5 protein-coding genes are annotated in these 3,836 nt (G+C 74.0%); 3 read left to right on the top strand and 2 right to left on the bottom strand.

Annotated elements, in window-relative coordinates; translation table 11 throughout:
- The 3 genes from CR470_RS36470 to CR470_RS36460 all read left to right on the top strand — a co-directional run.
- Nucleotides 1-603 (top strand): MFS transporter (locus tag CR470_RS36470; protein ID WP_143663967.1); only part of this gene is annotated, 603 nt, incomplete at its 5' end.
- A gap of 113 nt (nucleotides 604-716) precedes the next feature.
- The gene (locus CR470_RS36465; RefSeq protein WP_097871930.1) at nucleotides 717-1,082 is read left to right on the top strand and encodes an SCO4225 family membrane protein; all 366 of its coding nucleotides are present in this window, start codon (nucleotides 717-719) and stop codon (nucleotides 1,080-1,082) included.
- Nucleotides 1,083-1,124: 42 nt separating this feature from the next.
- A complete protein-coding gene (locus CR470_RS36460) occupies nucleotides 1,125-1,913 on the top strand; it encodes a maleylpyruvate isomerase family mycothiol-dependent enzyme (protein WP_097871928.1) in 789 nt (262 codons plus the stop codon).
- A 39-nt stretch (nucleotides 1,914-1,952) separates the two neighbouring features.
- Here the strand turns inward: CR470_RS36460 and CR470_RS36455 are convergent, their stop codons facing one another.
- Entirely contained in the window at nucleotides 1,953-2,618 is a 666-nt protein-coding gene (locus tag CR470_RS36455; protein WP_097871926.1) for a response regulator transcription factor, read from the bottom strand.
- The coding region (locus CR470_RS36450; protein WP_107489544.1) for a sensor histidine kinase at nucleotides 2,615-3,836 on the bottom strand (1,222 nt) is incomplete at its 5' end. The genes CR470_RS36455 and CR470_RS36450, both read right to left, overlap by 4 nt.

Here is a 3,836-nt window from a genome sequence, read left to right as displayed (position 1 = left end):
GCCCCGGAGTCCGCCGACCGGCGAGCGCCGAAGCAGCGGCTGTCGCCCCGGGCCCGCCGGGTCGTGGTGCTCTTCGGCGTGATCGCCCTGTGCACGGCGTACGGGGAAGGGGCCCTCGCCGACTGGGGCGCACTGCACCTGGAACAGGACCTGGGCGCGCACCCCGGGATCGCCGCCGCTGGATACGCGCTGTTCGCCCTGACGATGACAGCGGGCCGGCTGACCGGAACGACGCTCCTGGAACGGCTCGGCCAGACCCGCACGCTCGTCCTCGGCGGCGCGACCGCCTCGGCCGGCATGCTGCTGGGCTCGCTGGCCCCGACCACCTGGGCGGCGCTGGCCGGGTTCGCGGTCACCGGCCTCGGACTCGCCAACATATTCCCCGTCGCGGTGGGGCGCGCGGGCGAACTCGCGGGCCCGAGCGGAGTCGCCGCGGCCTCGACGCTCGGCTATGGCGGAATGCTGCTCGGCCCGCCCGCGATCGGCTTCCTCGCCGACTGGTTCTCCCTGCCGCTCGCCCTGACGACGGTGGCCCTGCTGGCCGCCGCGGCGGCCGCCCTGGGCTACGGGGCGCGCAACGCGACGTCGCAGGCGCACGCCTGATCACCCGCACACCTGGTCGATGAGTAGCCGTACTCAGGCGGGCCCCGCTCCCCCGGCGCACGATGGAAGCCTCGACCGAGCAAGAAGCAGAGCACGAAGCAGGGGAGCACACCATGAAGCGCCTGACCGGCCACCCGCACCTGGACACCCTGGTCCGGCTGGCCTTCCGCAACACCGCGTCCCTGATCTACCTCGGGCTGGTGCTCGCGGTGACGCTCTTCGTCGCCGCGGACACCCTGTTCGTCACCCACGAGGACGCCTCGTTCTCCGGCGTCTGGCTGTTCCTCCTCGCGGCCCCGACCATCTTCCTGTTCTTCTTCGGCGGCTCCCTGGCGGGCGCCGAGGCGGGCGGACCCGCGTGGTTCCTGGTGCTCGCTCTGGTGGTCTCGGTCCTCGTCCAGTCGCTGGCCATCGGCTGGTTCGTCCGCCTGGTGCGCCGGGCCGGACCGGCCGAATCCGCGCACCCGCAGGGCGTCTGACGCCCAGGACGGGTCCCGCGGGCCCCTGGCACAATCGCCGTCATGCAGATCGCCGAGCACATCGCGTCGTTGTCCGAGGAAGGGCGGCTGCTCGCGGCCGCAGCCGAGCGGGCCGGAACGGGGGCATCGGTCCCGACCTGCCCCGGGTGGCAGATACGCCATCTGCTGCGGCACACCGGCATGGTGCACCGATGGGCGGCGGCGTTCGTCACCGAGGGGCATACGGCCTACCGGCCCGACGGCGGTGAACCCGCCCTCGACGGCGCCGAACTCCTGGACTGGTTCCGCGAGGGACACCGCCATCTGGTCCGGTCCCTGGAGGAAGCGCCCGACGGCCTGGACTGCTGGACCTTCCTGCCGGCCCCCTCGCCCCTGGCGTTCTGGTCCCGCCGCCAACTGAACGAGACGACCGTGCACCGCGTGGACGCGGAATCGGCGCACGGCGGACCGCTGACCCCGGTGCCCGCGGACCGGGCGGTCGACGGCATCGACGAACTCCTCACCGGCTTCCACGCCCGGCCCAAAAGCCGGGTCCGCTCCAGGACACCCCGCACGCTGCGGGTGCGGGCCGTCGACACGGAGGCGACCTGGACGGTACGGATCTCGCAGGACCCGCCGGATGCCGTACGTTCGACCGGGCCGGGCAGCACGAACCCCCGGGGCGGCGACGGCGGCACGGACAGCCTCACGGAACGCGTCGACTGCGAGCTGAGCGGTACGGCGGAGGGGCTCTACCTCACCCTCTGGAACCGGCTTCCGCTCACCGCCGTCACCCTGCGCGGCGACCGCTCGGTGGCCCGGATCTGGACGGACAACTCCGCGGTCACCTGATGAGCAGCGCCGGGCCGAAGGACCGGGGCGTGTCCTGTCTCAGCCGAGCCAGCCGGGGCGCACCAGCCCCGATTCGTAGGCGAGGACGACGAGTTGGGCCCGGTCGCGGGCTCCGAGCTTGACCATCGTACGGCTGACGTGGGTCTTCGCGGTGAGGGGGCTGACGACCAGTCTGCGGGCGATCTCCTCGTTCGACAGGCCGATGCCGACCAGCGCCATCACCTCCCGCTCCCGTTCGGTGAGCCGGGCGAGCGAGGCGGCGGCGGCCGGCTCCTTGGAGCGGGCCGCGAACTCCGCGATCAGCCGGCGCGTCACGCCCGGGGAGAGCAGCGCGTCCCCGCCGACGACCGCCCGCACCGCGCGCAGCAGTTCCTCCGGCTCGGTGTCCTTGACCAGGAAGCCCGACGCCCCGTTGCGGATGGCCTCGAAGACGTACTCGTCGAGTTCGAAGGTGGTGAGCATGACCACCTTCACCTCGTTCAGGTCCGGGTCGCCGGTGATCCGCCGGGTGGCGGCCAGTCCGTCCAGGCGCGGCATGCGGATGTCCATCAGCACGATGTCGGGGCGCAGTTCGCGCACCACGCGGACCGCCTCGTCGCCGTCGGCGGCCTCCCCGGCGACCTCGATGTCCGGCTGCGCGTCCAGCAGGGCGCGGAAGCCCGCCCGTACGAGCAGTTGGTCGTCGGCGAGCGTTACGCGGATCACGGTGTCTCCTCGGAGGGCTCCGGCGGGGTCCGGCGACGGCGGTCACGGTCCGGTGCGGTGAACGGCAGTTCCGCGAGGACCCGGAAGCCGCCTTCCGGGCGGGGCCCCGCCTCGATCGTGCCACCGAGGGCGGCGGCCCGCTCCCGCATCCCGACAAGTCCGTTGCCGCCGCCGCCCGCGTCGTCCCCGGTGGCGGGTCCCGCGTCGTCGATGCGGAGCCGGACGCGCCCGGAGCCGTAGCCGACGCGCACCAGTGCGGTACGGGAGCCGGAGTGGCGGACGACGTTGGTCAGGGCCTCCTGGACGATGCGGAAGGCGGCGAGCCCGGCGCCGGGCGGGACGGCGGCCGGATCGCCCTCGCTCTCCACGGTGACGGTGAGTCCGGCGGACGCGGCCTGTTCGACGAGCTCGGGAAGCCGGTCGAGGCCCGGGGCCGGGGACGTGGGGGCGTCGCCGGGCGTACGGAGGTTGGCGAGCACCTGACGTACCTCGTCGAGCGCCTCCTTGCTGGCCCCCTTGATCGTGGTGAGGGCGGACCGGGCCTGCTCCGGGTCGGAGTCGAGCAGCGCGAGTCCGACCCCGGCCTGCACGTTGATGACGGAGATGCTGTGGGCCAGCACGTCGTGGAGTTCACGGGCCATGCGCAGCCGTTCCTCGTCGGCCCGCCGCCGTTCCGCCGCCTCGCGCTCCGCACGGGCGGCGGCCCACTGCTCGCGGCGCACCCGCAGCAGTTCGGCGGCGGCGGCGACGGCCACGACCCACGCGGTGACGAAGCCCTCCTGCGTCCAGGGCGCGGCCCGGTCGTCGTCCGGCGGCAGCCATCGGTACAGCCAGTGGGAGACCAGGACATGCCCGGCCCACAGCCCGCCCAGCGACCACCAGGCGGCCTTCCGGTGCCCGGCGACGATCGCGCTGAAGCAGCCGACGGCGACGGCGACGAACACCGGCCCGTACGGATAGCCCGCCGCGAGATAGACCAGGGTCACCGCGCAGGTGGTGGCCACGGCGACCACGGGGCGGCGGTGGCGGAAGAGCAGCGCGACGACCACGACGATCAACAGCACTCGGGCGGCCGCGTCCAGGGGCCGGCGGTCCTGCCCGTGCTCGGCGAAGCCGGTGCCGACCACGACGAACACCAGGAGCACGGCCGTCGACGCCCAGGGCAGCCCGGCGGCGGTCCGCGAACGCGCGCCGGACAGCCACCCCGGCGGACCGCCC

The sequence above is a fragment of the Streptomyces sp. rh34 genome, assembly GCF_002551245.1.
Classification (GTDB): Bacteria; Actinomycetota; Actinomycetes; order Streptomycetales; family Streptomycetaceae; genus Streptomyces.
The sequence above is the reverse complement of the archived record's forward strand: the minus strand, read 5'-3'. Positions and strand labels throughout refer to the sequence as shown.